Origin of the sequence: Deinococcus sp. KSM4-11 (assembly GCF_004801415.1) — a bacterium.
Taxonomy (GTDB): domain Bacteria; phylum Deinococcota; class Deinococci; order Deinococcales; family Deinococcaceae; genus Deinococcus.
Map to the genome: position 1 here is coordinate 109,964 of NZ_SSNX01000006.1, position 23,902 is coordinate 133,865.

The 23,902-nt window shown below is 66.6% G+C and carries 30 protein-coding genes and 1 pseudogene; 10 read left to right on the forward strand and 21 right to left on the reverse strand.

Annotated elements, in window-relative coordinates:
- Window position 1: 1 nt before the first annotated feature.
- Window positions 2-628 (reverse strand): LexA family transcriptional regulator, encoded by a 627-nt coding sequence (locus E7T09_RS16165; RefSeq protein WP_136390230.1) that lies wholly within the window; start codon window positions 626-628, stop codon window positions 2-4.
- A 97-nt stretch (window positions 629-725) separates the two neighbouring features.
- Between E7T09_RS16165 and E7T09_RS16170 the strand changes: the two genes are divergently transcribed.
- On the forward strand, window positions 726-1,091 hold the full coding sequence (locus E7T09_RS16170; protein ID WP_136390231.1) for a hypothetical protein: 366 nt from the start codon (window positions 726-728) through the stop codon (window positions 1,089-1,091).
- A 76-nt stretch (window positions 1,092-1,167) separates the two neighbouring features.
- Here E7T09_RS16170 and E7T09_RS16175 read toward each other — a convergent pair.
- Both E7T09_RS16175 and E7T09_RS16185 read right to left on the reverse strand, forming a co-directional pair.
- Window positions 1,168-1,878: pseudogene (locus E7T09_RS16175) on the reverse strand (IS6 family transposase).
- Window positions 1,879-2,360: 482 nt separating this feature from the next.
- Window positions 2,361-3,596, reverse strand: coding sequence for an MATE family efflux transporter (locus tag E7T09_RS16185; protein WP_240741838.1), 1,236 nt, complete (start codon window positions 3,594-3,596; stop codon window positions 2,361-2,363).
- A gap of 475 nt (window positions 3,597-4,071) precedes the next feature.
- Between E7T09_RS16185 and E7T09_RS22590 the strand changes: the two genes are divergently transcribed.
- Entirely contained in the window at window positions 4,072-4,203 is a 132-nt protein-coding gene (locus tag E7T09_RS22590) for a hypothetical protein (protein ID WP_370294015.1), read from the forward strand.
- A gap of 155 nt (window positions 4,204-4,358) precedes the next feature.
- A complete protein-coding gene (locus E7T09_RS16195) occupies window positions 4,359-4,541 on the forward strand; it encodes a hypothetical protein (RefSeq protein WP_136390233.1) in 183 nt (60 codons plus the stop codon).
- 236 nt (window positions 4,542-4,777) lie between these two features.
- Here the strand turns inward: E7T09_RS16195 and E7T09_RS16200 are convergent, their stop codons facing one another.
- The 4 genes from E7T09_RS16200 to E7T09_RS16215 all read right to left on the reverse strand — a co-directional run bounded on the left by E7T09_RS16200 (window position 4,778) and on the right by E7T09_RS16215 (window position 7,251).
- Window positions 4,778-5,542 carry an aminoglycoside adenylyltransferase domain-containing protein gene (locus E7T09_RS16200; protein WP_168734891.1) on the reverse strand — a complete coding sequence of 255 codons (765 nt, stop codon included), beginning with the start codon at window positions 5,540-5,542 and terminating at the stop codon, window positions 4,778-4,780.
- 467 nt (window positions 5,543-6,009) lie between these two features.
- The gene (locus E7T09_RS16205) at window positions 6,010-6,228 is read right to left on the reverse strand and encodes a hypothetical protein (protein ID WP_136390235.1); all 219 of its coding nucleotides are present in this window, start codon (window positions 6,226-6,228) and stop codon (window positions 6,010-6,012) included.
- A 122-nt stretch (window positions 6,229-6,350) separates the two neighbouring features.
- Window positions 6,351-6,830, reverse strand: coding sequence for a GNAT family N-acetyltransferase (locus E7T09_RS16210; protein ID WP_205747037.1), 480 nt, complete (start codon window positions 6,828-6,830; stop codon window positions 6,351-6,353).
- Between the two features lie 169 nt (window positions 6,831-6,999).
- Window positions 7,000-7,251, reverse strand: coding sequence for a helix-turn-helix domain-containing protein (locus tag E7T09_RS16215; protein WP_136390236.1), 252 nt, complete (start codon window positions 7,249-7,251; stop codon window positions 7,000-7,002).
- 132 nt (window positions 7,252-7,383) lie between these two features.
- On the opposite strand from E7T09_RS16215, the gene E7T09_RS16220 reads away from it, so the two are divergent.
- A complete protein-coding gene (locus E7T09_RS16220; protein WP_136390237.1) occupies window positions 7,384-8,424 on the forward strand; it encodes a hypothetical protein in 1,041 nt (346 codons plus the stop codon).
- Between the two features lie 222 nt (window positions 8,425-8,646).
- Here E7T09_RS16220 and E7T09_RS16225 read toward each other — a convergent pair whose 3' ends face one another.
- The gene (locus E7T09_RS16225; protein ID WP_136390238.1) at window positions 8,647-8,907 is read right to left on the reverse strand and encodes a helix-turn-helix transcriptional regulator; all 261 of its coding nucleotides are present in this window, start codon (window positions 8,905-8,907) and stop codon (window positions 8,647-8,649) included.
- Window positions 8,908-9,196: 289 nt separating this feature from the next.
- Here E7T09_RS16225 and E7T09_RS16230 point away from each other — a divergent pair, with 289 nt between their 5' ends.
- The 3 genes from E7T09_RS16230 (at window position 9,197) to E7T09_RS16235 (ending at window position 10,636) form a co-directional block, all read left to right on the forward strand.
- Window positions 9,197-10,087, forward strand: a complete 891-nt coding sequence (locus tag E7T09_RS16230) for a hypothetical protein (RefSeq protein ID WP_136390239.1) — start codon at window positions 9,197-9,199, stop codon at window positions 10,085-10,087.
- Between the two features lie 137 nt (window positions 10,088-10,224).
- The gene (locus E7T09_RS22480; RefSeq protein ID WP_255578439.1) at window positions 10,225-10,350 is read left to right on the forward strand and encodes a hypothetical protein; all 126 of its coding nucleotides are present in this window, start codon (window positions 10,225-10,227) and stop codon (window positions 10,348-10,350) included.
- Window positions 10,351-10,444: 94 nt separating this feature from the next.
- A complete protein-coding gene (locus E7T09_RS16235) occupies window positions 10,445-10,636 on the forward strand; it encodes a hypothetical protein (protein ID WP_136390240.1) in 192 nt (63 codons plus the stop codon).
- A gap of 127 nt (window positions 10,637-10,763) precedes the next feature.
- Here E7T09_RS16235 and E7T09_RS16240 read toward each other — a convergent pair whose 3' ends face one another.
- The 10 genes from E7T09_RS16240 to E7T09_RS16285 all read right to left on the reverse strand — a co-directional run bounded on the left by E7T09_RS16240 (window position 10,764) and on the right by E7T09_RS16285 (window position 20,115).
- The gene (locus E7T09_RS16240; protein WP_136390241.1) at window positions 10,764-11,603 is read right to left on the reverse strand and encodes a single-stranded DNA-binding protein; all 840 of its coding nucleotides are present in this window, start codon (window positions 11,601-11,603) and stop codon (window positions 10,764-10,766) included.
- Between the two features lie 376 nt (window positions 11,604-11,979).
- Window positions 11,980-12,531 carry a hypothetical protein gene (locus E7T09_RS16245; RefSeq protein ID WP_136390242.1) on the reverse strand — a complete coding sequence of 184 codons (552 nt, stop codon included), beginning with the start codon at window positions 12,529-12,531 and terminating at the stop codon, window positions 11,980-11,982.
- A complete protein-coding gene (locus E7T09_RS16250; RefSeq protein WP_168734892.1) occupies window positions 12,518-13,366 on the reverse strand; it encodes a 3'-5' exonuclease in 849 nt (282 codons plus the stop codon). Before E7T09_RS16250 ends, E7T09_RS16245 begins: the two co-directional genes overlap by 14 nt.
- Window positions 13,278-13,661, reverse strand: coding sequence for a hypothetical protein (locus E7T09_RS16255; protein WP_136390244.1), 384 nt, complete (start codon window positions 13,659-13,661; stop codon window positions 13,278-13,280). The genes E7T09_RS16250 and E7T09_RS16255 overlap by 89 nt, the downstream gene beginning before the upstream one ends.
- 45 nt (window positions 13,662-13,706) lie before the next feature.
- Window positions 13,707-14,192, reverse strand: a complete 486-nt coding sequence (locus E7T09_RS16260; protein WP_168734893.1) for an AAA family ATPase — start codon at window positions 14,190-14,192, stop codon at window positions 13,707-13,709.
- Window positions 14,193-14,783: 591 nt separating this feature from the next.
- Window positions 14,784-16,100, reverse strand: a complete 1,317-nt coding sequence (locus E7T09_RS16265) for a hypothetical protein (RefSeq protein ID WP_136390246.1) — start codon at window positions 16,098-16,100, stop codon at window positions 14,784-14,786.
- 76 nt (window positions 16,101-16,176) lie between these two features.
- Window positions 16,177-16,782, reverse strand: a complete 606-nt coding sequence (locus E7T09_RS16270; protein WP_136390247.1) for a hypothetical protein — start codon at window positions 16,780-16,782, stop codon at window positions 16,177-16,179.
- Window positions 16,783-18,227: 1,445 nt separating this feature from the next.
- On the reverse strand, window positions 18,228-19,211 hold the full coding sequence (locus E7T09_RS16275; RefSeq protein WP_136390248.1) for an AAA family ATPase: 984 nt from the start codon (window positions 19,209-19,211) through the stop codon (window positions 18,228-18,230).
- 29 nt (window positions 19,212-19,240) lie between these two features.
- The gene (locus tag E7T09_RS22120; protein WP_205747038.1) at window positions 19,241-19,888 is read right to left on the reverse strand and encodes a lytic transglycosylase domain-containing protein; all 648 of its coding nucleotides are present in this window, start codon (window positions 19,886-19,888) and stop codon (window positions 19,241-19,243) included.
- On the reverse strand, window positions 19,888-20,115 hold the full coding sequence (locus E7T09_RS16285) for a hypothetical protein (protein WP_136390249.1): 228 nt from the start codon (window positions 20,113-20,115) through the stop codon (window positions 19,888-19,890). The genes E7T09_RS22120 and E7T09_RS16285 overlap by 1 nt, the downstream gene beginning before the upstream one ends.
- 120 nt (window positions 20,116-20,235) lie before the next feature.
- On the opposite strand from E7T09_RS16285, the gene E7T09_RS16290 reads away from it, so the two are divergent.
- The 3 genes from E7T09_RS16290 (at window position 20,236) to E7T09_RS16300 (ending at window position 21,735) form a co-directional block, all read left to right on the forward strand.
- Complete coding sequence (locus tag E7T09_RS16290) at window positions 20,236-20,475, forward strand: hypothetical protein (RefSeq protein ID WP_136390250.1); 240 nt, start codon at window positions 20,236-20,238, stop codon at window positions 20,473-20,475.
- Window positions 20,476-20,593: 118 nt separating this feature from the next.
- Entirely contained in the window at window positions 20,594-21,076 is a 483-nt protein-coding gene (locus E7T09_RS16295) for a pyridoxamine 5'-phosphate oxidase family protein (RefSeq protein ID WP_136390251.1), read from the forward strand.
- Window positions 21,077-21,453: 377 nt separating this feature from the next.
- The gene (locus tag E7T09_RS16300; RefSeq protein ID WP_136390252.1) at window positions 21,454-21,735 is read left to right on the forward strand and encodes a hypothetical protein; all 282 of its coding nucleotides are present in this window, start codon (window positions 21,454-21,456) and stop codon (window positions 21,733-21,735) included.
- Between the two features lie 45 nt (window positions 21,736-21,780).
- On the opposite strand, the gene E7T09_RS16305 is transcribed toward E7T09_RS16300, so the two are convergent.
- From E7T09_RS16305 to E7T09_RS16315, 3 genes are all read right to left on the reverse strand, one after another.
- Window positions 21,781-22,695, reverse strand: coding sequence for an MBL fold metallo-hydrolase (locus E7T09_RS16305; protein WP_136390253.1), 915 nt, complete (start codon window positions 22,693-22,695; stop codon window positions 21,781-21,783).
- 201 nt (window positions 22,696-22,896) lie between these two features.
- Complete coding sequence (locus E7T09_RS16310) at window positions 22,897-23,571, reverse strand: N-acetylmannosamine-6-phosphate 2-epimerase (RefSeq protein ID WP_136390254.1); 675 nt, start codon at window positions 23,569-23,571, stop codon at window positions 22,897-22,899.
- Window positions 23,564-23,902, reverse strand: coding sequence for a hypothetical protein (locus E7T09_RS16315; protein ID WP_205747039.1), 339 nt, complete (start codon window positions 23,900-23,902; stop codon window positions 23,564-23,566). The genes E7T09_RS16310 and E7T09_RS16315 overlap by 8 nt, the downstream gene beginning before the upstream one ends.

Genomic DNA, 23,902 nt, shown 5'->3' on the forward strand with positions numbered 1-23,902 from the left:
GTCAACTCCTCCGCGGCCGGGCGATCGACTGACCGATGTGGGCGACCAGCTGCCCCTGGATGCGCACGTCAGCGCTCGGAAAGACCATTTCCGGATACTCTGGGTTCTCGCTCCGGAGTGTGACCGCCTTGCCGTTCAGGAAGAAGCGCTTGAGCGTGGCCACGCCCTCGCCGGGGATGAGCACCACGCCCACCTCGCCGTTCTGGAGCCGGTCGCAGGGCCGGACGATCACGAGGTCGCCGGGGAAGACCCCGATGCCGGTCATGGACTCGCCGCGGACACGCAGCAGGTAGTCGCCCTCGCGCATGTCGATGACCTCGTCGAGCCGGGTGACGTACTGGCCGTCTTCCTGTTCGGCGAGGTCGGGGATGCCGGCGGCGATGTCGCCGACCAGGGGGTAGCCGCCGGGGCCGAGGAGAGCGCGGGTGCGGTCGGTGGGGACGAGGACGCCGTAGCGTCCGGCGCTGGGGGCGAGGTAGCCGAGCTCGCGGAGGCGCTGGGCCTGGTAGGTGAGGGCCTGTTTGGAGAGGCCGGCGGTGTGGGCAACGCGGGTGGCGCTGGCGTCGGTGCCGAGGCGGAGGACGGCGCTGAGGATGGTTTTGCGGGTGGGGGTGAGGTCTGGGGGCATGGCGTCCTCGGGGTGGAGTCTGAACTGGGTACGAAGATCTGTTCCAGCGTGCGTTTTTTTCGGACTCGTGTCAAGATGACTGAGAGGTGAATCACGAATGGATGAATCTGTAGGTAACAGAACGGTCGACACGCCCGAGACAGAGGACACCCCCGAGCCGACCTTCACGCGGCGGATCGAGGTGCGCCTGGCGCTTCCGGCGCCGCAGGTGCACTACGAGAAGGGCAAAGCCGTGCGTGACCCCGCGCCCGATATGGAGCGGATCATCACGGCCATCCGGCCCTTCCTGGAGCGCCAGAACGTCGCACACCACGGCGCGGAAACCGAACTGCGGATCACGGCCTCCCGGGCACCGGGGATCCGGGTGGACGGGAACTTTGGGGAGAAGGCGAGTGCCGTCCAGGTGCGGGTGCAGGGCTGGGTCGACCTGGCGTTTGAGGGTCTGAGCGAGCTCGACGGATGAGTTCAGGTCAGGGGTTGTGGCAAGTTGTCGCCTTCAGGGAGGCCAAGAAACGTTAAGGACGCAGGCGGCCTGAAGGTCAGGCCGCCTGCTGCACCACTTCGCGCCAGAGATGGAACGCCTGTTTCTGGTGCTGACGACGGTGATGAGCGGGAACGGTGCAGCGGGCCGGGTGGTGGAGATTCGTGATGCGGGCGTGTAGGTCAAGGAATGCCTGAGCTCGTCGTCGTGATCTGAAACCGCGCTGCTGCCGCTCTTGTCGGCGTGTGGGCCGATGGGAGTGCTCTACGAGGTGATTGCAGCGTGCCGTCGACACGACCTGGACGTGCTCCACGCCGTGGAGCACGGGAAGTTTGCGCAGGGCCGCACCATACCTCCACAGCTTGTCGGTGTGCAGGGAGACAGCGACGCCGTGCTGGCCCAGCAGCCTGCTGAAGAAGGCTGTGGCCGCCTCCGTGTCCGGTGACGCTGCAAGAACACGTCCAGGACAATGCCGTGCGCATCGACGGCTCGCCATAGCCAGTGTGTGACCCCACCGACCTCCACACGCCTAAACGTCGAGATGCCACCGTGAACCCCGCCGGGGTTCGCGGTGGCGCAGTCCCTGGGCAAACAGATCACTGAACTTGATGCACCACGTGCGAATGGATTCGCGGGTGACGGCAATGCCGCGCTCCAGTAAGAGTTCCTCGACGTCCCGATAGCTCAACGTGAATCGGTGGTCAAGCCAGATGGCGTACCCGATGACCTCAAGCGGGAACCGGTAGCCGGGAAGCTTCTGCCTGCTCAACACCGTGCCAACCTACCAAAACAACTTGCCACAACCCATCGTCCCACACGACGACAAGAGCGGCAGCAGCGAGGATTCAGGTCACGACATCGAGCTCAGGCATTCCTTGACCTACACGCCCGCATCACGAATCTCCACCACCCGGCCCGCTGCACCGTTCCCGCTCATCACCGTCGTCAGCACCAGAAACAGGCGTTCCATCTCTGGCGCGAAGTGGTGCAGCAGGCGGCCTGACCTTCAGGCCGCCTGCGTCCTTAACGTTTCTTGGCCTCCCTGAAGGCGACAACTTGCCACAACCGGTGCCGGAACCCCAGCCCATCAGAGCGTCGCTTTCCGCCATCGCCCAGACCAGAACCTCCAGCCGTAGCTGGTCGAAAGCAGCGCGATGTACAGCAGTGCCGCCACCCACGCACCCGTCACCCCATACCGGGGAGCCAGCCAGGCCGCCCCCGGCACCATGACGAGCCAGGCACCGCCCAGCGTCACGAGCAGCCGGAAGCGGGTATCGCCGGCCCCGCTGAGCGCCCCCCCAGCACGATGCCCACGCCGTCGATCAGTTGATAGCCCGCCATGACCCCGAGCACCGACGCCCCCAGATCCAACACCTTGGCATCGCGACTGAACAGCCCAATCAACGTGCGCGGCATCAGCAGGAAAGCCAGCGTGAGAACCAGCATCAGGCCCGCCGACAGCGCGGCCCCACGCCAGCCAATTCGCGCCGCCAGGTCAGGACGTCCCGCCCCCAGCGCCCGGGACAGCAGGCTGGAGGTGCTGGCACTCAGGGCGAACGCGGGCAGGAAGCCGAACGAGGCGAACTGGTTGGCGATCTGTGACGCGGCCAGTTCGGTGGGGCCAAGCCGGGCGATGATGCCCAGAAAGGTGGTGAAGGCCCCCACGTCCGCCAGATCGGTGAGTCCAGCCGGCAGCGAGATCCGGGCCACCGAGCCCAATTCCGTCCGGGTGGGCCGCACGAACCACAGCCGCCCGTACTGCGGGGAATACCTCCGCAAGAGCAGCCAGAACGCCAGCCCGCCCTGAAGGCAGACCGCGACCACGCTGCCCCAGGCTGCCCCCGAGACGCCCCAGTGAAAGCCGAACACGAAGAGGCCCGCCAGCGCCGCATTGACACCCACCAGCATCCAGGACAGCAGCATCGGCGTGCGGGTGTTGCCCAGGCCCAGCATCACCGACAGGCTGGCGGTGCCGAGCAGCATCAGCGGCAGTTCCAGGATGCGAATGCCGACGTAGGTCTGCGCCACCTGCAGAATCTCAGAGCCAGGATTCAGCAGCCGCAGCGCGCCGCCGAGCAGCCAGGGCCCGATGAGGAGGAGCGGCAGGCCGACCAGTGAGAGGCTCAGGAAGACGCTTGCCCAGCGCCGGATGCCTGCTGGATCGCCCGCCCCCAGCGAGCGCGCCACGAAAGTGGCAGCGGTGTTGAGGGCGCCGCGAAACAGCAGGGGCACCGCGAACAGCACCAGTGACGCGAGGCCCACGGCGCCCACCTCCAGGACGCCCAGGCGGCCCATGTACAGGGTGTCGGTAAAGCCTACGGCGGTGTACGCCAGGTTGCTCACGATGAGGGGCCAGGCCAGCGACGCGAGTTCACGGGTACTGCCTTGCGGGGCCAGCGGTTGGGCGGCCCTGGGTGGAGGGAGTGCGGGTTCGGCTGGGAACGTGGCGAACGGAGCGGTTTCGACGGGGGCAGGAGAACCAGGCACACGGCGAGCCTAGGCGCGGCTGCATCTGGAAGCAATGAGCTATCTTGCTGATCCCCAACGCTGTGTCGCTTGTCGCTCTGTTCCTCGGGCCGGCCACGCCTGGTGCGCTTGATGGGTGGGGAATCAGTGGAGCCAAGCGGTTGTGGCAAGTTGTTGGGGTAGGGTAACGCGGTGCTGAGCGGTCAGAAGCTTCGTGGCTACCGGTTCCCCCTCGCGCTCATCGGCTACGCCGTCTGGCTGTATCACCGGTTCACGCTGAGCTACCGGAATGTCGAAGAACTGCTGCTGGAACGTGGGATCTGCGTGACCCGGGAATCGATCCGCACCTGGTGCATCACCTGCAGTGACCTGTTCGCCCAGGGCCTGCGCCACCGGGAACCCCGTCGGGGTTCCCGGTGGCATCTCGACGTTTGGGCTTGTGGATGTCGGGGGCGTCAACCCCTGGTTGTGGCGAGCCGCCCTGGAGCATGGCGCGGTGCTGGACGTCTTCCTTCGGCGCCACCGTGACACAGAGGCGGCCAAGACCGTCTTCAGCCGGCTGGTGGGAGAGCATGGTGTTCCGCTCACGGTGCACACCGACACGCTCTGGAGGGTACTGTCAGCTTGACCGCTGGCCACTGCCCCTCGCTGTGAAGGGAGACCGACCATGTTCAACGCGTCCCCCGTTTCACTCCGACCGTGGTGGCGCCCCGTCGTGCTGCTGATTGCTCTTGGCCTGACCGGCCTCACGGTCGCGTCGGCCCGGCCGGTCAGGACGTCGGGGTGATTTCCACGCAGGGACGTGCCCCGCTGCTGGATCCCGGTGGCGTGACTACGGAGGTCTGGGCCACCCTGCTCAGGCAAGGCGTCGATCCCCAGCACCCGACCGCGCTGTTCGATGACGGCGTGGCGTGCGCGCATCCGCTGGTGGGCGGCCTGACAGTCCCGGCCTGTGGCATGGCCTGAGGTCGTCGTGCGTGTCGCTTTCGTCGTGTGGGCTGCGGACGTGCTCGGGCGGACATGGCCCAGCTGGCCGTCAACGTGCCGGGCCACGTCCTGCTGTCGGCCGTTCGACAGGGAGTGTCAGAGCACGCTCAGGATGTTCGCCAGGGCGATCATGTCGCTGCCTGCCTCGAAAAGGTCTCGGCTGTTGCCCTTCGATAATTTCGGTGCTCGGCGGGAACCCGCTTTCACAAGAGGTTTCAGCAAGGTTCAGTTTCAGAGGCTCCTTCAAGATCGGCCTGGGTGGCGCACCAGAGGATGAACGCCTGCGCCTGAGCGTTGGCATCTGCATCGACGGTCTGGTCGGCCTTCCACGCCGGAACGCGGCGTGCCAACCCGGCCCAGGGCTCCGGCAAGTGAGCCACCCCCCAGCGAACCGCCTCCGGCTTGCTGAGCAGCGCACCGCGCTCCAGCGTCGCCAGGATCCGGCACATCGTCTCGATCACGTACGCCGTATGCGGCAGCGGCTCCCGCCACGCTGGATCCTCCGGCCTCCGGGCGAACTCGACCCAGTCACGCAACCGCGCCCGGACAGCTGCACCGACGGCGGCAGCCTGAATGGGGGCGAAGAAGGTGTCAGGCGGTGGGCCAAAGAGGGCCTGCTTGCCCTGGAGGACGGCCCACCGCTCCAGCAGCCAGTTCGCGCCGTGCTCGTTCCATCCCAGTGCCTCGCCCCGGGCCAGGGTCGGGTGCTGCTCCCATGGGTGCCATTCCCACGCGGAGGCCCGAGGCAGGTAGGCCAGTTCGATGTCATGGGCCAGAAGGTGATCCAGGGTTCCCAGGCGCTGGTGCATGACCCTGAGGGCGTCGAACACCGCGTCACTCAGAGGCTGATCCACGACGCAGAGCAGATCGACGTCGCTGGTGTGGGGGTCGAAGTCACCCAGCGCCAGCGAGCCACGCAGGTAGACGCCGAGCAGGTGGTCGTCCAGGATGGCCCGTTGTTCGGCCAGGAGGCGCGCCAAGAGACCAGTGAGATTCGCGGGGAGCACAGAATAAGTGTGGCAGGGAACCGCTGGGGATAGGGCCCTGCCGTGGAGATCATCACCCCACATCCTCGGGGCCTGCCGCCAGTCCAGCGGCAGGACACCGCAGCGGAGGCCCGGGCCATGTTTGATGCGGCGCTGCGCCGTCAGCTGCTGGGGACGACGTTCTACGCGCGTCTGGAGGCACGGCAAGCGGTCATCTGGGGGCGGTAGAGATGTCTGGAACGCTGCCAGGCAATCTGATGGCGGTGCTCGAGCGACTGTTGGCTCCCCATAGCCGGTGACGGGTATGCAGGCCGTGGAAGAACGGCATCAAGGGATGCCTGTCTGGGAGGGCTAATTTTCCATCGAACTGGCCAGGTTGCGTATCCGTGAATACCGGGCTATAGTGAAGAAATCAAGGCGGCCGAGAGGTCGCCTTCTTCGTTGCCAGACGGAACCTGTCCTCAGGCTGGTTCGCGCGGGGCAGTGATCGGCACGGCTTCGTCCCGCGCGTACAGCGCACAGATGCCGCTCCTGTCCTTGAAGGCGTACTCGAGGATCGCCGCTGGCTCGTTCGGGGCGGGGCGCAGGCCAAGGGCGCGCAAATCCTCTGCGGTGGCCAGATGGTCAGGGTACGTCTGCTGGTAGCGGGGTCGTGGAGCGGGTTTGATGCGGCGCGTCATCGGCCGCCGGGATGGACAGGGGAACAGGTAGGCACTGTCCCTATGATGCGCACAGCGTGGGTGGCGATCGTGAACGGTGCGCTGGGGTGACGTCTCAGGGTGTCAAGGTGCAGGCTGTGTCGTCACTGCAGCCGCAGCCAGCGCGCCCGGGTGCCGTCGGGAGCAGCTACCTCGTCACGTTCGAAGCCCAGAGCTGAGTAGAACGCGTCACTCTCAGGCGTCGAGGTGAGCGACAGCGTCGTGATGCCGAGGTACGGTGCCCGGGCCCGCGCCACGCTGATCACGACGTCCATCAGTTGGCGGCCGACGCCCTGACGCTGGTGATCTCGGTGCACGGCGACGATAGGGATGATGAGGGTGGGAACGCACGCCTGACCATCCACCTTGTTCAGGATCGCTGGGTCGGCCCGTTGGAGTCCGACGTGTAGGGCAAGCACGGCCAGACGGGTGTCGCCGCGTGTCAGTCCATACAGCGCCACCAGCCCTCGCTGGGCATCAGCGATTTCGTCCAGGATGATGATGTTGAGCTGGGCGTCGCCACTGTCGAATGCGCCCCACTGAGCAGGGTCGGGAGCGATGAGGGAGACGTGGCCTGCCGGCACGGGAATTCCGGCCTGGAGGCGCTCGACTGTGAGGGAACCGATGGAATGGGTGAACGCCTAGGCACGGGCCAGGATGTGTGCTCGGAGTGTTTCGTCTTCTGAGCTGCGACCCTGCGGATCGATGATCGTCTCTAACTGTCTTTTGATTCGAATCAACGTCAGGTGTCCATCACTCCTCACCGACTCCTTCCTCCGGCACTAGCAGTTCATGCAGTGGTACCCCTATGGCCCGGGCTAGGGCGTCCATGACGTCAATGCCAACGTTACGCTGGCCTCGTTCCAGCTGCGCGAGGTACGACCAGTCGATCTGAGCGGCATGGGCGACGTCATCAAGCGTCAGGCCTCGCGTTTTCCGGGCCGCGCGATACCGCGCGCCGAAGACGGCGCGTAGGGGACTGAAGGGTCGGCTGGTGCGTGGCACCCCGGAAGCGTCGGCAGTTCATAACTGCATGTACAGTGAATCAAGTCAATGGTAATCTTGTACCAAGATGATTGTCTTGGATCAGCGGGACTCAACACCCACAGCGACAGGGCGCCGCAACACACCCCGCTGATGGCACGCCGACAGCCAGAACTCAGCCACATTCGTCCTGCGCGCCCCACAGACGAACCGAACATCAGGGAGCTTTTCGAGCGGTTCCTTGTCGATGGAGGGAACAAGTTCGACGTCGTATGGCCGGGAGGGCGACCAGCGCTGGGCGTGCTTGTCCCGTACTACGAGGTCTTCGTCGTGACGGCCGGCCGAAGGGTGGTCGGCGTGAGCTGGTACGAACTGCTGGACAGATGCAACGTGCAGGTCGTCGTACTCACGGATCCGCAGTACGACGAACCCACCTGGCAGCTGCTGCGCTACGCCCAGGCCTGCGTGCAAGTGATCGCCTCAGCCGGCGTGATCCGCCTTGGAACGGTTACCGCCTGGGTGCCGGTCGGTGCCCATGCGAATCGCCTGAGCGCGGCCTACACGAAACAGGGCTGGTCACGACCGAACCCAATGTGGCTCGGCCTGCTCCAGGGCGCGACGCCGCGACACGAGGTGCTGGAAAGCGTGGTGAGACAGGCGACGGACGCGGGCATCACGCTTCGCCCCCTCAGCCCCGAGTCCAGTGGTATCCGGGAACTGCTGTCCATTACCGGTGAGCTCCCCCGCCCGAGGTACCAGCTGGAAACGCTCTGGGAAGCGAGCAGAGACGGCCAGATCCTGGCCGTCAATGGCGTGACGTTCAACGATGCCAAGGTCAGAACCATCGCAGCCGAGCCCGTGTGGATCGACGACACGGCGCGCTCCCCACTCATCAGTCTCGCTCTGCTGGCCCGCCTCCTCCGTGGGATGACCGTGATGCCCGACCTGCTGCGCGCCGATGGCCGCCGCCCGCCGCTGGACGACTGGTTCGTGACACCGCTGGCGTGGAGCGAGCAGGGCAATTATGTCCTGACGGTCGATCACGACCGTCTCCTCGAACCATGGGAGGACACCCTTGGCTGGAATCCGTACCGCCTGTGGTTGGGGCTGGGGACGCCGGTGCCCCGTGGCGTGAGGAGGGATGATGGAGTGTATGAGAGGGGAGATAGTAGAACGATTCCAAACCTGCGCTAGTTGCCACACTTAATGGGCACCACCGTTCTCTCGAAAGTATTCGGTATCGCGGACTCCATTGACGTTCGTAGGGAGCAATGAGATTCCGGGACAACCACTCCAATCGCCTGCACTATGATTGAGCAGACGCTACATCCATCTCAAGCATGTTCTCTTCAAGTTCGGGCGGAATGAATCGCAACTTTGTATTGGTACGGGCCAACCTTTCATCTCGGTGACAAGTTATTCTGTGGATTCCAAACGGAGCAATTCGTCTACAGGCAGGTTCAGCGCTGAGGCAATACGCCGCAAGGTCGAGAGTTTAAGATCGGTCTTGCCCCGTTCGATGGCGCTCATATGACTGCGGAAAACATCAATGGCATCTGCGAACTCATCCTGGCTGTAGTCGGATACCCGTAATGCCCGGATTCGTTGTCCCAGCGCCAGACGGAAAGCCAGATCTTCAGTCGTGGGCGGATGTACCTTGCGCGGTCGGCGAACCATCCCTTAAGCCTGCAGAGCGACACCCCAGAGTGCGACGCTTCACAGCAGTACGCTTTATAACAGGTTCGTTTACAAAAGACATCAAAACTGTCATTCTGGATAGTAGTCGGCGGATCTGAAGCTGTCGTCGCCGTGAACCGGATGCCTGACCATGCTGGCGGCGGCACCTACATCAACTCGGGAGTTGACTGATGAGTTGACTGTTCCGAATGGCCATCGTCACCTCATCACCCCTGGAGACTGAATGACAACGAGTGACCCTAATTCCGCAATACACCTGGCCTCCCGCATGGACAGCCGCGAAATCCGTACCTTCTTAGACCGGCAACTCCCTTACGGACGGGGGGGGCGGCTGTACGACGAGTGGTGTCCTTACGCGCAACTCCCGCCGCTGCCCCACATCGAGGATCCGCCAGTCTGGATCGCCTGGGGGCGCGGCCAGACGGTCGCTACCGCGTGGTGGGAGCTGCTGGCGCCGGGCCATGCCCGCGTTGTCGCGCTAACCGGGCCGATGGACGTGGATCTCCTTGAGCCACTCTTGGCGCAGATTGAAGTCTCCATTTCACTGTCTATAGACCGGTGGAGGCTGGAGCCGCTTCGTGTGGCCGCCTGGCTGCCTGACTCGCCTCTGCGGATGGACATGGAGGCGATCTACGGTGGCCGCGGCTGGACGGCCGAGCCTCTGTGGCACGTGCGACTGACCGGGCACCTGATCAACCGGGCTCCGATCGAGGACGCGGTGGCCGCCGCGCAGCGGCATGGCATCGAGATCAGGCCGCCGACCCTGGAGGAGCAGGCGGTACTCGACCTCCGGCCGCGGGAGACGTCCTATCTGCAGTTTTCGACCCGCCGCCGGATGGTGGCCTGCGTGAATGGGCGGCCGGTGGCCCTTAATGGAGTCGGCGAGAGTCCGGTACGCGGCCGGGTGGCATGGGTTCGTCCGGAGTGGCTTACCACGGACTGTGACGATCCACAGTTGGTGATGAATGCCCTGCTTGGCGCCTGCCTGCTCATGGAAACGGAGGCGCCGGCGGAACTCGTGGCTCCGTGGCCCGTCACGGCGTACGGGCCGTGGTTCAGCTCTCCGTTCGAACCCCTTCCGGTGCACCAGTACGTCCGGAAAGTCGCCAGAGCCCATCCTGCCCTTAGTCCTAGCCCGCCGGAATACATAGTCGAGTGACGCCTCTGGTGCGGCAATCAGGTTCTCGTCGTCATCTTGAATCAGTGGCCATGAAGATGTCGCCTTGGTAAATTGAAGTGTAAGCATTCTCTGATGCGCCCCCCAAAAATCTCGTCTATGACTACCTCGACTGGCTCATGACCCTGAACGCCCTGTATGTCACCAACGACTCCGACCCCATCCCCATGACCATCGCCGACGCGCCCGTCCGCGCGGAACGCCCGGATCTCACCCCCATCGCCCCCCTTATCCGCCCTTCCTGAGCGTTCCCACCGCAGCGGCAGCCTCCAGATCCGGGCTGCCGCTGTTCCATGCCGGGCCCCGAAGCAGAACCCTGTGACGTCTACGATGACCACCATGAAGAAGCACCTCATTGCCGGCGCAGCCCTCGTCATGAGCCTCCTGCTGGCCCTGATGGGCCAGTACAGCGGCGCCGCGACCGTCAGCACCACCGCCTGCCGGGGCAGGCCGCGGTGGTGCGCGGTCATTCACGCGGTGCAGTCGCTGGCCGGAAACGCACAGGCCTGGGTGTCGTCGGTCACGGTGTAGGTCATGCCCGCCCCGTCCCCGCGTGAGCGGGGTGAGTGGTGAGGTGGCATGACCCTAGTGGAGGCGGGGGGCGCCCGTGCATGACGAACCCCCCCATTGCTGGGGGGGCGTGGGTGGTGCGGGTGGATCAGAAGGGGAGGTCTTCTTCCTCGGGGGCCTGGTCGGGGCTGGCGACGTCCGGGATCTTCGAGGCGGTCGCGGCGTTGTCCGGGATGGCGGGCGGGGTGACGTGGGCGGGCGGGGTGAGGGCGGCGCCGGGCTTGGCGACGACGACGATGCGGTGGGCTTCGACCTTGAGGGTGGAGCGCTGGTTGCCGTCATCGTCCTTCCAGTTCTCGTAGTTCAGCGCGCCGTCGACGATCAGCGGGCTGCCCTTGGGCAGCGCTTCGAGGATGTCGGCCTGCTCACGCCACGCGGTCACGCGGACGTAGGTGACCTTCTCGGCGCGCTGACCGGCCTTCTGGTAGACCTCGTTCAGGGCGACGCCAACCTCGACGATCTTGTCCCCGTTGGGGGCGTAGCGGACGGTGGGTTCAGCGGTGGTGTTGCCGCCGACGGTGATGCTGTTCATGCCGCCTTCGAGGATGTAGTTGCCCTTGCGGTCGGTGCGGAAGCTGAAGGGGCCGTCGGCGATCTCGACGTGGAGCATCTTGGCGTCGAGGCGGGAGCGGGGATCGCCGGACGCCTTGTCATCCCAGCGGTCCTGTTCGAGGGCGTAGGTGCCGACGAGGACGACCGGGCCTTCGGGGAGTTTGGCGATGCGGTCGACCAGGTTCTTGGCCTGCGCGCCGATGAGGGTGAAGGGCAGGTACTGGATGGACTGGGTGCCGTTGTCGCGGGTGGTGGCGACGGCGAGGGTCATCAGGGCGACGGTGAGGGTGGCGGCGGAGCCACTGATGGGGACTTCGCAGGTGATGGGCGTGCGGACGAGGGACGCGGTGAGCAGACCTTTGTTGATTCCACGCATGATGCACTCCTGTGGTCGGGTGGCGCCGGTGTCTCCGGTGCGCCGGGAGCCTGCCGGTGGCAGGACGTTCGACCTGCGTTCCTGTGCCGCGCGGACGCGCGGTGAAGTCCATCTGTTGGAAGCGGGTCTCACCCCCCAGTGACGTCACCGGGATTGGCCCACTCGCGGCTGTGGCTGTTCAGTCGCTGCGCCCTCCACCATTGGCGTTCATTCGTCATGACCTGGCCTGGCCACCACGCGGCAATGGGTGTCCGGTCGGTGCGTGCCAAGGTTCCTGGTGGTCACGGCCAGCGGGGCTGACCTGGCACCGGATCCTGGTGAGGCCACCGGGCGCGGTGGGGTCATGACACAGGGGACGCCCGCGGGCGTCCCCTGGTCACTTCCTGCTCTGCTGGTCTCGTGCCCGTTGCACGCCCCGGGTCACGCCGGCGCCCAGGGTGCCCTGGAGCATGGCGGCCATGCCCGCCCGGGCCGCGTCGAGTTCCGAGCCCATCACCTCGTCCGAGAAGTCCGGCAGCGCGAGGGTGTCCTCTGGTGCCGGGCGCTTGTCTTCTGCCGGGTCTGGGGTTTGCGCGGTCGTCGCCTTGGTCGGTGCGGTCGGTGCAGGTTCTGCCGGCGCAGCTGCCTCGGTGACCTCCGGCATGACCGGCGGCGTGACCCGCACCCGGCGGCGCACGAAGTCCGGCACCGTGGTCTCACCAGCTGAAGCCGTGGCCGGATCCGTGGCCTGCTCTGCTTTTGGTGGCTGCGCTCCGGTTGGGGGGAGGGCCGTAGTCGCTCTGCTCACCGGTGGCGTGGCCGCGACGGTCGGCAGGGCCGGGGCCACGGTGGTGCCCAGGGCCGGGCCGAAGGTCAATCCCTCAGCGGCGGCCAGCTGCAAGGCCCGCACCCGCAACACCCGCAGGTCTCTGACATCAATCGGTTTCATGGTTGCCTTCCCCCTCGGGGTGAGGTGTGCTGGTCTCCGCCGACGCCAGGAACAGCACGTCCTTCGTCCGCGTGAGCGCCACGAACGCCAGCGCCCGGTCGCCCCGCTGCGCGTCCTGCCGTCCGGCCTCCATCACCTCCTCCGCCTCCAGCACCGCCACCCGCTCCGCCTCCAGTCCCTTGGCCTTGTGGATGGTGCACAGCCGCACCGCCCGGCCCTTCGCGCCAAGCAGACTGCCCAGCACCGCCATCACGCCCGCCGCCGTGCCGCGCGCGCCCTCCTGCTCCGCATGCCACGCCACCTCGCCCGCCACCGTCGCGATGCACGCCAGCAGGTCCGCGTCCTCCCGCAACTGGCGGCGCAGCGCCTTGCCCCGCACGCCCGACTCGTAATGCTCCTGGAGTCTGGCCATCCCGTACTCCGACAGTCGGCCCTCGATCTCCGACAGCGCGAACGGGTACGCCAGGGCCCGACCGACATGTCCCTCCAGCAGCTTGGTCAGGTCATGCCCCAGCACCTCCACCGGCACGCCGAGCGACGCCAGCTTCAGCGCGAGGCTCACCACCGGCGCGTTGCGTCTGGCCATCACCAGGTCCCCCGGTCGCAGCCACGTCAGCCGCTCGTCCTCCGACCCGGGCACCACTTCTCCATGTCTGGCTCCCGGCGCGGCCTTGATGTCGTCCGTGAACTCGGCCGCGAGATCCACCGCGACCTGGGGGCAGCGGAACGTCACGGTGAGCCGCAGGTCAGCCGTTCCCGGCAGGTCGGCCGCGCGCGACATGCCGCTCATGTCCGCACCCGCGAAGCCGTTCACGCCCTGGTGCTCGTCGCCCACCAGCACCATCCCGTCCGGTCTTGCCGAGCAGGTGTCGCAGCAGGCGGTGCTGGAGTCGGGAGACGTCCTGCGCTTCATCCACCAGCGCCACGTCCACCGACCCATACCCGGAGCCCATCTTCAGCGGCAGGGAGAGCATGTCCTCGTCGTCGTGACCTGCGCTGAGGAACTCGTCGAGGGCCGCCTGCTGCACCGCCTTGACCAGACCCACGACGTCCCACTCCGGCGGGAACACCAGGTCGAGGTCATCCACCAGCGCCACGATCTGCTCGGCCGAGTTCGCGATGTCCGTCATGGTCGCGCGGGTCAGCTGGAGCAGTGCCTTGGCTTCCTGCTTGCGTTACAGGCCCCGCTCCTTAAGCAGCCGGTCGATGATGTGCTTGCGTTTCCACAGGACGAACTTCGCCTCGGTCGGGCAGGACTCCCGCACGCGGTCTGACCCCAGCGCATGGACGGTACTCGCGTGCACGTCCGGGGGCAGGCTGACCTTCAGCTCCCGGGCGATCGACACGTTCAGCGCCACGGCCACGATCCGCTGCCGGGCGGGAAGCACCTCAGCCATCACCTTGAGGAGCTTGGACTTGCCCGACCCGGCGGTCGAGCGGACCACCACGTGCCCCCGCGTGTTGACCACATGGTGCACTGAGTTCACCTGCTCACGGGTGAACTGCGAGCAGGCCTGGGCGACCACCGGACGGGCGGACGGGTTGCGCAGGGTATCGAGGATGCCGGGCGCGTCGAAGGGCACACCGCCGAGGGTGCCCGCGCCGGGCTCTCCCGGCGCGAACAGGGCGGACGTGGTCGGGGACGGAAGGGCGTCAGTCATCATGCCCGCCTCGTCCCGCCGTGGGCGGGTGAGGTGTGGGGGATCGCATCTCGCCCGGACGTCCCGTGCAGTGTCACGGCGGAGCGCTGAAGACCTGGGCGGAGGAGTGGGCACACGTGAACCTGGAGGGATCAGGTCACCGTGGCGAGGTCGAGATGTGAAGCTGGGAGGCGTGACCTCTGCACGGGTCAGCTCGCTCGGATGGTGTGGTCACTCGGCCGGCACGAGGGGAGCGCTGCGAAGTGCGACACTCCTGCGGTCACGCCACGCCGTCGCGTGGCCGCCAGACTGCCCACGTCCACCACCCCACGACACGCTGCTGGGAGTGCATCTGCTGGTGCTCAAGCCCGGCACGACCCCTGGAACGCCACGCGCCCTGTTTCCGCTGACGAGCAAGACGCAACAGGCCTGTGCGCGCAATGGGGTAGGACTCTCTTAGATTCCGGAAATCGCAGAGCGTTGTGAGGGGTTTTGCCGGCGTGCCGTCACGATGTCGCAGAGCGTTGTGAGGGGTTCTGCCGGCGTGCCGTCACGATGTCGCAGAGCGTTGTGAGGAGTTTGGCGCCGCTCAGAAGTCCGGGCCGCAGCTGGTCAAACCATGAACGGCGTCTCCGGCAGCCACCACTGTGTCACCAGCGGTGGCTCCATCAGGCGGGATCCGACCTCCCCCTGCAGGAACGCCGCCCGCCGTGCGGACGGCACCCCCCACACCGGACCCCGCAGCCCGCGCGACGCAAATCCATCCAGTTTCCGCAGCACATGGTGGAGCTTGTACTCCCCTGTGTCATACTCCACGGCCACGTCGAACGCCCCCCGATGCCACAGCGCATCCGGCTCCTCGATCCGGTGCCGCCCCGCCGTGGAGACGGTCCACTGTGAGGGGTACACCACGTTCAGATGCCGCCGCATTTCCCCCACGCCCACCAGGTGCATCAGGGCCGCGTCGTTGCGGTATGCCAGGGTGGCCGAGCGGAGGTACACCGCCGTCTGCACCTCAAGCGAGGTGTTCGCATGCATCGGTCGCAGCACCGCGTCCACGAATGGCACCCCCTCGATGTCCTCGGCACTCAGGCCGTAGTGCCGCCGCAGCTGGGTGTCCGCGATGGCCAGGTCCATCGTCAGGTCAGCCTTGAAGCGCGCGATGCGGGCCGATCTGGGCTCGCACAGGATGGCCACCGACGAGCGTGGCAGGGGGCTGTCGTCGCGCCTTAGCCGGACGGCCATCGAGGCGGTGATGTGCGGGGTGTCCCACTCGAAATCAGTGTCCCAGGGTGGCGGTGGCGGTACGTACTGCGCCCGGGTCGGGACGCCGTAATGGATGTCCGGCTCTCCTGCCGGTACCAGGGGAATCAGGGTCAGGAAGTTGGCGAATGGCGCGGCGGCCGTCTGCCCCATGCTGGGCCGCGGCGTAAAGAGGATGACCTGAAAGCGGTCATGCAGGGCCGGGGAGCGCAGGCGCTCCCCAATCTCCTTGATGGCCAGTCCCCGGTACCCGCCGGAGGTCATCTGCCCGCCCACCAGGGCCGGGCCGCCGTCGGTCATGACCTCGATCAGCTGCCGACCGCCCAGGTAATTCGTCAGGTGGCGGGTGGTGTGCGGGGTCGTGCGCGTCCAGCCGTAGTGCTGCAGGCACAGCCGCAGGTACGCCCGGTCCTGCTGTCGTCTCAGGCTGTGGGCTAGGTCTTTGGTACCGAAGACCTGCAGGCGGCCCTGGGGACTGAGCTGGTACATCATGCCGAGCAGGGTCTGCACGGGCATGAGGACACCGGCGGCGAGCAGGACGTCGAGGCGGTCACAGTGGCGCCGCCCTTCCTCGACAGTCCAGGCGCCGTCGGTCGTGTAGAGGGTGGTCAGGGCGCGGAGTTCCTCGGGTGTGAGGGTCAACCGTGGAGGAGTCGGAAGGGTCATGGGCGGGGCTCAGGAGTGGGACTCGGCATGGGTAGCTGGATGCTGAACGTGGTCATGACTGGGTTCGATGCACGCCTCAGCTCTTGCCTTTCGTGCCGCCCGTTCCCTTTTTTGTGGCCGGTTTCACCGGGGCTTTGGGGTCTGTTTTGGTGGTCGGCGGGGAGCTGACCTGCCGCGCCTGCTTGCGCATCGCGTGGATGGTCGCCACGTCCAGGTGACCCTCCCGCAGGCTGTCGATGGACACCCGGAACTTCGGATCGGCCTTCAACAGGGCGTACGTGGTCTCCGTCCGTTTCGTCTGAATCCACTCCTCGATGGCGCTCGCATCATCCGGGATGAGGATCAGTTCCTCGCCCATCTTGTGCTCCACCACCCGGTTGTTCCGCCCCAGGTAGCGCACGGTGACCGTCTCGTTCAGGGGGGCGGCGATGATGATGTCCGCGTTCAGTGCCTCCTCGAAATCCAGGATCGCCAGCATCCGCTCGGCCTCCGGAATCGTGCCCACCACCTCACTCCAGCGGCGCAGCTGCTGTCCGTTTTTGGTGGTCAACGGATCCGGCGCGGCCCCATCCGTGGGGGCGTCCTGATGATCCAGCCAGGTGCCGCTCAGGGGATCGGACGGGTTCTCAACCGGGCGCTCAGGGCTAGGTGGGGTGGCGGGCGGGGTGGTGGTGTCGGTCATGGTGCCTCCGAAGGCACCTTCTCAACGGAGGGGTTTCGAGTGCAAGTGTCGGTTCCCGTGGGGGGCCGGCGTGCGGGGTCTGCCGTCGAGTTGACCGTGGTGGCAGACCCCGGCGGGCCGACTGAGGAGGGAGAACGCAGGTCCGTTGAGGTTCCAGCTGGCTATGCTGACTTCCGGATTTTCGTGGGAGCTGGGGCGTCAGATGCGGGAAGGCGCAGGTGCTTTGGGGCCCGTTGGGCCAGGTCGACTGCTGGATTTCCGTGTGGATCGTGATGCCAGGATAGGCAGAGCGCAGCCGCATTCAGGTTCCAGAAGAGGCAGAACGCAGCCGCATTCAGGTTCCAGAAGAGGCAGAACGCAGGTGCTTTGAGGCTTCGTTGGGCCATGCTGATCCCCAGGTTCCTGTCGGAATTGGAACGCAGAACAAGGTGGAACACAGGTGCATTCAGGCCCCTTCGGGCCAGGTCGCGGTCGGCGTGCGACGGGCACCGTTAGACCTGGTGAATCCAGGCGATGGACTGGGAAATTGAGGAGCATCAGCGGTCGTCACACCTCCGAACGGGCATCGGATGTTCAGGGGACGACGGGGCCTGATGGGCCATGGCGGACATAGGGGTATGGCCGTTTGGAAGGCCGGAGGAGGGGGCCACGATGAGGAAATCATGGTGGGCGTGAGGCCGTTTCAGGTCGGCAACCGGGGCGTGTGCGGGGCAGCGGTGGGTGTCTTCAGTGGTGGGTTGATACCGGCAGTGCCTCGTATGACCCCGCTTCCAGGGAGCATTGCGCCGCGCGAATCGACCCGGTCATCCCACGGCGAAGCCAGACCGTGATGACGAAATCTGGGGTCTCGACGGCGTGATGTGTGCCTGCGTTCGGAGGTCGATTTTGTTCTTTCGTTCGGCCTGGTATCCCGTCGATGCTGGTCGTGGAAATGGGGATGGGCCTGGGTCTGGGTTTGTTAAACGCCCGGGTCTGGGCTGGTCAGATGCCTGCTGGTGACCCCTCAATGTGGACGGCCAGAGCACAGGAGGTCAGGGTATGGGTGGCGTCGTTGAGCCTTGCAGGGTGGTGAACCTAGGGATGGTCGGTGGGGACGTGGGACTCCGGAATCGAGGCGTCCAGCCTGCGGACTGGCCAGTTCGGGCCGACAGGCGGTGGGTAGGACAGGCCGGGAGGGGGCGGTGGGGGCCGTCGTCAGTCGTGCCTGAAGAGATGCGTCTGGGCGTTCGGAGTTCTGCTGGAGGCATGGGGGACGGGTGCCGGCGGCGCGCGAATGATGCGGCCGGTGGTGCCTGGTGAGGACAGCCGCGCCCGATGGTGCGGGTGCGGAAGGGCGGTCTGATGGCACCTGCAGGGCAGCTCCGGCACCGTCTGGGCAGGGGTGGGTGACCCACAGAAGGACGGCCCACGGTGTGCTCACGCGGGCCGGTGGATGGGGGTTGCGGTCAGGACGCCAGGGCGGCCACCTGCAGTTCTGGCCAGTTCCCCACGCGGATACCGTCGGCGCCTTCGCCCCGGATCAGGGCGTCCACGGCCGCGTTCACGTTCGGGTGCACGACGTAACAGCCCTTCGCGCGCACCTCGATGGCGAGGCTGAACGCGGCACTTTTGCGCCGGTGCATGAGGCCCGTGGTCTGGTCTTTGCTGAGGCCCAGCAGGGGCCAGAACATGTCGTTGTCGAAGGTTTCGCGGAAGGTGCGGCCGTGCAGGGTCGAGATGGCGGAGATGCCCAGGTTCGCGGCCCGTGCGACCAGGATCACGTCGTCGTTGTATCCCACCTCGTCGAGCAGGACTTCTTGCGGTCCGCCGTTGCGGATCGCGCGGCCGAGCTTTTCGCTTTGCCGTGCCGGGTCGCCGACCTTGATGCGCCGGACGTGCCGCAGGAAGGGGTGGGGGCGGTCACCGTCGCCGGTGATTTCGTTGGAGGAATCGATGATGATCAGGCCCTTGCCGAGGGTCTCGCCGCGGATGCGGGCGATGTCACGGAGCAGGGTGGTTTTGCCCACGGCGGGCGGGCCGATCGCGAGGATGCCGGTGGCCAGTTCGATGTAGCGGCGCAGGGGTTCGGCGACGTAGGCCGTGACCCGGGCCACGCGGATGACGACCGAGATCACCAGCTCGTCTTCGTCGAACTCAGCGGAGATGCGGTGCAGGGTACCGTCGATGCCCTGGCGGCCGTCGCTGCGGAACTTGCGGGCCAGCTGGCCGAGCAGGTACAGCAGGTCGCCGGGCGTCACTTCGATGGGGTAATCGACGCGGACACCGTCGAGTTTGACGCCGAAGTCCATGCCCAGATCGAGGTACATCTCCTCGATCACATGGATGTTGTCTTCGACACATTGCCGCATCTGATCGGGCAGGATTTTCAGGACAGCGTGGTACTCGGCGGGGGTCGTGATGTCCATCGGCGGTGGTGGGGACAGGGGCATTCGGGTCACCTGGGAAGGGGCTCAGGGAGTCAGTGGGCGGCGCGGATGACGGTGGTGCTCGGCGGTGTGGCAGGGGTGCTGGGCGTGCCGGATTGCAGGACGGTGGTGGTGATGCCGGGGGTGGTGACGGTGGGCGGCACGATGGTCAGGGGAGCTGGAACTGGCGCTGGTGTGGGGGGTGCGGTGGGGCTGGAGGTGGCCTTTGCGGGGCTGGCGGTGGCCTTGGTGGAGCCCGTGAGGGGCCTGGTGGGCCGGGGTGTGGCGGGCGCGCCTGGGGCGGTCTGTGGACGGCGGGGCAGGGTCGCGGCGGGTGCTCTTGCGGGGGCAGCGGCCGCGTTCGCTCTGGCGGGCGTCGGGGATGCTGGGGCGCTGCGGACGGGTGCAGTCGGGGCGGGAGCGGGGCGGGTGCTGGCAGCGCGCACGGTGGGCTGTGTGGCGGCCTGCTGGAAGGCCGCGTAATACCCGAGCACCCTGGTCACGTGCGTGCATGTTTCGGCAATGTCCGGCAGGCCGCCGGCGGCGCGTACGGTGCCTGGTCCGGCGATGTACGCCGCGAGGGCGAGGGGAACGGTGCGGAATTGCGCGAGCATCAACGCGAGGTACCGGGCGGAGCCGTACAGATTCTGGACGGGATCGAAGGGCGCGCGAACGCCCATATCGCGTGCCGTTCCTGGCATCAGCTGACCCATTCCGAGGGCTCCGGCGCCACTGACGTGGGGCACCACTGGCTTTCCTGGGTGATCATGGCGAGGAACAGCAGGGGGGCGAGGCGGTACTGGCGGTCGGCGAGCAGGGCCACCGGTTGCAGGTCATAGCGGGGCGCGCACGCGGGCGCTGCTGGAGCGGTGGCCGTGAGGAGGCACGCGCCCAGGGCGGCGCCCGCAGTGAGGCGCCGGCGGGCCATCAGCTGGGGGTGCCGGGGTGGGGCCGGGTGACCGCGCGGGGCGGCAGGGCACTGGCGGGCGTGGCGTTGGCCTGGCGTTCGTCGATGTTGACGAGGGTGCGCGCAATCACGGCCAGCAGGATGACCGGCGCGGACGTCCGGCCCCTGATCCTGCCGGTTCACCCGGCGGATGTACGCCGCCTGGTGCACGGCGGATCGGTGGTGGCGTTCGTGACCTGCGCTGGTCTGACGGTGGACGATGTCGAGGTGTTCGCGCCGGCGCCGGAGGCCGAGATCTGGAACGACATGATGCTGGCCGAGGACGCCACGGCGCAGCTCGCGGCCCGGGTCGCCACGTGGCCACTGACCCCCCCGACCTGACCGCCGGGACGGTCCACTTCCCGCGTGCTGTGAACCGCGCCGCCCCATGCCCTGTGGCGACGGAGCGTTCCGCCCTGTCCCGGCCAACCCCCATCCCCGCCTTGCAAGGAGTGCCACCATGACCCAGTTGCTTCGTTCGACGTCCGCGTTCATGCCCCGACTGCTCGACGGGGCGCCCTCCCTGACTGCCCGGCTGCTGGTGCATCCGGGATCGCTGGTGCTGCTGGCGACCCACGGCGAGACTGGCGTGGACTGCTCGCCGCGCGGCGACCCCGGGCAGGCAGCGTTCGTGGACGACCCGCACACCCTGGTGCTGCCGGATCGCCCCGGTAACAACCGCATCGACAGCATCCGCAACATCCTGCATGACCCGCAGGTCGGCCTGCTGTTCCTGGTACCGGGAGTCAACGAGGGCTTCCGGGTCAATGGGGTCGCGCGGCTCACCCGCGATCCGGCGGTGCTGGAGCGGTACGCCTATCTCGGCCGGCCGCCCGTCACCCTGATCGTCGTGGAGGTGCACGAAGCGTTCTTGCACTGCGCCCGTGCCCTGCTGCGCTCCGACGAATATGCAATTGGATATGAGTCACCAGTCTTCGCCTAGGTGCCTATGCCCGAGCAAAAGGAAGAATGAGTCGAAGGAGAGCAAAGAGAAAGGTGGATCAGAGCAATTATCATATCCACTGCTTGATATACACTCCTATCCTCTAATGTCATCCTACCCAGAACAACTTCTGCCGTCATTCCTGACGTGAGGCTTGAATAAAGGCCGCTGCCGGAAAAACCACCTTTGCCCGGAGTGCGGACGCACCCTGCTTCCAGAGGCCGTCGATCCACCGTACTGTCTGATGGAGTTCACACCGAACAGTCCCAACCTTTCTCGATGAGCCTTGAATGGTGGGCACAGGGGGTTGTCCTCGCTAGGATGAGTTCCTGAGGCGGCCGGCCCGGCAGGACTCTCTATACGCAGAGGAGATGGGCATGGGAGTCAAGATGCTGAGTGAGACGCAGGCACACCTGTTGAACTGGATCAAACTGGGTACCCTGCTCGAGCGGACAGACATGACCGGAGCTGGTGAACACCTCGAATACTTCATGGGCGGCGCGGCAGTGGAACGCTCGGAGATCGAAGCGCTGGAATCCCAGGGGCTGATCGAAGCCCTGAGTACGTGGACCATTCACGACTACGGGTACGTGCGGTATGGCCTCACCACCTTCGGACTCACGGTGCTGCACACCTACGAACAAGAGGGCTCCGGATGAGCCGCCATGGGCCTGCAAGGCGGCTTCAAGCACGCCCAGTCCCCTTCACACCGGGAGCCGCATGAGGTCGCGCCCCACCGTCACGCGCCCCGCGTACACGGCGGCCATGCCCTCGGTGTAGGACGCTTCCGCCGCCGGCGTCCGTTTCGGTGCCGGGATGTGATGGGTCAGGACGAGGTGGCGGACGCCCGCGTCCTGCGCAATCTGCGCGGCTTCCAGGGTTGTGGTGTGGTACTTGGCAGGATTGGTCACCTGAACGGCGAGTTCCGGATTCTGGTCGCTGATCTCACGCAGCCACGCGGCGTTGTAGGCATCGTGAATCAGGACGTCGGCGCCGCGCGCGGCCTCCACGGTGGTGGGCACCGGCCGCGTGTCGCCGGAGATGACCAGCACCTTCCCCCGCCACTCGATCCGGTACCCGACGGCGGGCTCGACGGGACGGTGGTCGACCTCAAACGCCGTGATCCGCACGCCATCCTCGTCGAGCAGCACTCCGCTGTTGCCCTCCACGAATTCGATCCGCGCGCCGTCCAGATCGGACTTGTTGTACGACACCCGCAGGCCGATGTCGTACTCCAGCGCGGCGTAGAACCGGCCGATGATGTCCTGTGTGCGCTGTGGCCCGAAGACCCGCATGGGCACGGCCCGACCGGCGATGATCCCCACGTGGGTCCGCCAGGAACTGATGAACAGATCCGGGAACCCGGCGTTGTGGTCGTAGTGGTGATGCGTGAAAAAAACGTCTCGGACGCGCTGGGGCATGAGCCCGGAATCGATCAGCTGCCGGACGGTGTCGGCGCCGCAGTCGAACAGCAGCACGCGGCCAGCGACAACGACCGCCACCGCTGGCTTGGCCGCACCGGGGTAGGCACGCGGCGTCCCGGTGCCCAGCAGGACAGCCGTGAATTCGTCCGGGTCGATGGGGGAGAGCGGCGTGTCTTCGATCCACGGGTTGGTCATATAGGGCGAGTCTGGCGCGTGCCGCCGGGTTTGACCTGTCACCTGTCCAGGCCATTGGTACAGGGAATGAAACGTCCTGCCGCTCCACAGAAGACTGACGGTGTGGTTGGGTCGTTGCCCACCCGAGCACCGTCAGACTGATGGCCACACTGAGCAACAGCCCCAGTCAGGGAGCCTGCGCAGCAATGCCGGTGACCAGACTCAGCCCTGGAGTGCCTGCGTGAACCAGCGCGTCACCACGTCCGGCCGGGTGATGGCGCTCCCCACGACGACACACTGCGCGCCGAGTGTCAGCGCGCGGGCCGCGTCGGCAGGCGTGTTGAGACGGCCCTCGGCGGCAAAGGGAAGGCCATCGGCGTGCAGGGCAGTCATCAGCGCCCAGTCCGGATAACCACTCTGGGGGCTGTACGGGGTGTAGCCGCTCATGGTGGTGCTCACGATGTCGGCGCCCATCTGCACGGCCGCGTGGGCTTCGGCCAGCGTGCTGATGTCGGCCATGACCAGGGCACCCGCCGCGTGGACGGCCCCGATGATGTCGCCCAGCGGTTCCGGACGGGGACGCAGCGTGGCGTCCACCGCGACGACCTGCGCGCCCAGTTCGGCGAGCCGAACGGCCTCGGCGCTCGTGGGAGTGATGTAGATGTCGGTGTCGGCGCGGTCGGTCTTGGTCAGGCCGATGATGGGCAGGTCAGTGACGGCCCGCACCGCCTGCACGTCGTCGAAGCCCTGAATCCGCAGGCCGCCCGCGCCGCCCTTCACGGCCGCGAGGGCCAGGCGGCTGATGATGAATGAGTCCCGCAGCGGGCTGTCGGGGTTGGCCTGGCAGGACACGACCAGCTGGCCCCGCAGGCGTTCCAGCACCCCCTGGTCAGGCATGGGGGAGAAGTCTCTCTGCTGCCAGGATGTGCTCGATTCGCCGGGTTTCGGCGTCGTTCAGCGGCAGGTTCAGGCGGTGCATGTGGAGGGTGGGGATCAGGCCCCTCAGGTGCAGGGCCGCCTTGAAGCCGCCGACGCCGGAGGCGCAGGGACTCGTGCGGGGCGAGCCCTGGAGGGCAATGGCGAACAGCCGGATCAGCCGCTCCTGGATGCGCCGGCCCTCGACCCAGTCCGGCGGCGCGTCGCCTGGGCCCTGGTCAAAGGCGCCCGTAGGAACCTTGTCGGCCAGGGCGGTGCAGGTCAGGGCGAGGCTGAGGGCGAGCTTGGACAT